We start from the raw sequence: 1064 nt of genomic DNA, 5'->3' as shown, positions 1-1064 counted from the left end.
AAAGTGTTTGACTTGCTCGTTGTTGTGACCGGAGTCACGTTGACGAAGCTTGCGCTTCATTCATTGTTTGTATCCGAAGATACGTTTTTTGCCTCATCGTTCAGTTTTCAAAGTTCGTCATAAAGATAATTTGGTGGAGCCTAGCGGGATCGAACCGCTGACCTCCTGCGTGCAAGGCAGGCGCTCTCCCAGCTGAGCTAAGGCCCCATTAAGGGATTAAATTGAAGATGGTCGGGAAGACAGGATTCGAACCTGCGACCCCTTGGTCCCAAACCAAGTGCTCTACCAAGCTGAGCTACTTCCCGAAAAAGTGCACCCTGAGAGATTCGAACTCCCGACCCCTTGATTCGTAGTCAAGTACTCTATCCAGCTGAGCTAAGGGTGCGGGGTATAATCAAACAGTTACAGTCAAAAATGGTACCGAGGGCCGGAATCGAACCGGCACGGGGAAACCCCCGCAGGATTTTAAGTCCTGTGCGTCTACCAGTTCCGCCACCCCGGCAGGGTGTTAAAAGGTAGCATCTACACTTTTTCAAGGTCGATGATGTATTTGAGATAAAAATGGTGCCGGCAACAGGAGTCGAACCCGCGACCTACTGATTACAAGTCAGTTGCTCTACCAGCTGAGCTACACCGGCAAGTGTAAAAAAATAAAAATGGTGGAGGATGACGGGATCGAACCGCCGACCCTCTGCTTGTAAGGCAGATGCTCTCCCAGCTGAGCTAATCCTCCATATGTATCGCCTGGCAGCGTCCTATCCTCACAGGGGGAAGCCCCCAACTACTTTCGGCGTTCAAGTGCTTAACTTCCGTGTTCGGCATGGGAACGGGTGTGACCACTTGGCTATCGCCACCAGACATCTATTATCTTAACATTATGTTTCCATAACGTCAAGACCTTTTTTTGAAAAGCTCGCGCCCTCAAAACTGAAGTCATCAACAATGCATCTGCTAGAACAAGGCCTCGACCGATTAGTATCACTCAGCTCCGCATGTCACCATGCTTCCACCCGTGACCTATCTACCTCATCGTCTCTGAGGGGTCTTTCTTGATTACTCAAAGG

At 49.8% G+C, this 1064-nt stretch carries 6 tRNA genes and 2 rRNA genes; all 8 read right to left on the bottom strand.

From position 1 onward, the window contains the following. Positions 1–131: 131 nt before the first annotated feature. Positions 132–207 (bottom strand) — tRNA-Ala (locus KNP87_RS17225). Between the two features lie 21 nt (positions 208–228). Continuing rightward, positions 229–305: transfer RNA gene (locus KNP87_RS17220), tRNA-Pro, on the bottom strand. A gap of 6 nt (positions 306–311) precedes the next feature. Next, a tRNA-Arg gene (locus KNP87_RS17215) sits at positions 312–385 on the bottom strand. Between the two features lie 30 nt (positions 386–415). After that, positions 416–502: transfer RNA gene (locus tag KNP87_RS17210), tRNA-Leu, on the bottom strand. Positions 503–562: 60 nt separating this feature from the next. Next, positions 563–638: transfer RNA gene (locus KNP87_RS17205), tRNA-Thr, on the bottom strand. 19 nt (positions 639–657) lie between these two features. After that, positions 658–733, bottom strand: a tRNA-Val gene (locus KNP87_RS17200). 9 nt (positions 734–742) lie between these two features. After that, positions 743–858 (bottom strand): 5S ribosomal RNA (gene rrf, locus KNP87_RS17195). Positions 859–952: 94 nt separating this feature from the next. Beyond that, positions 953–1064 (bottom strand): 23S ribosomal RNA (locus tag KNP87_RS17190); the annotation flags it as partial.

Source organism: Exiguobacterium sp. s192 (assembly GCF_018618795.1).
Lineage (GTDB): Bacteria > Bacillota > Bacilli > Exiguobacteriales > Exiguobacteriaceae > Exiguobacterium_A > Exiguobacterium_A undae.
The sequence above is the reverse complement of the archived record's forward strand: the minus strand, read 5'-3'. Positions and strand labels throughout refer to the sequence as shown.